1 protein-coding gene is annotated in these 240 nt (G+C 60.8%); it reads right to left on the bottom strand.

All coding sequences use genetic code 11. The features are described 5' to 3' along the window. The coding region (locus G8O24_RS43825) for an ABC transporter substrate-binding protein (RefSeq protein WP_244646493.1) at nucleotides 1-240 on the bottom strand (240 nt) is incomplete at both ends.

Raw genomic sequence — 240 nt, forward strand, 5'->3', positions numbered from 1 at the left:
ACGGCAGGAACCTGTCGGGCTCCTTGGTGGTGAGCTCGACCGTCATGTCGTCGATCTTTTTGGCAGATACGAGCGTGGGCATGCGCGTCGCGGTGACGCCGACCTGGCTCGGATCGAATTGCGGCGCCTTGTCGTTCAGCACCTTGTCGAGATTCCAGATCACCGCATCGGCGTTGAACTCGCTGCCGTCGTGAAACTTCACGCCCTTGCGAAGGCTGAAGCGCCACTTGGTCTTGTCGG

The sequence above is a fragment of the Bradyrhizobium campsiandrae genome, assembly GCF_014529705.1.
GTDB classification, from domain to species: domain Bacteria; phylum Pseudomonadota; class Alphaproteobacteria; order Rhizobiales; family Xanthobacteraceae; genus Bradyrhizobium; species Bradyrhizobium campsiandrae.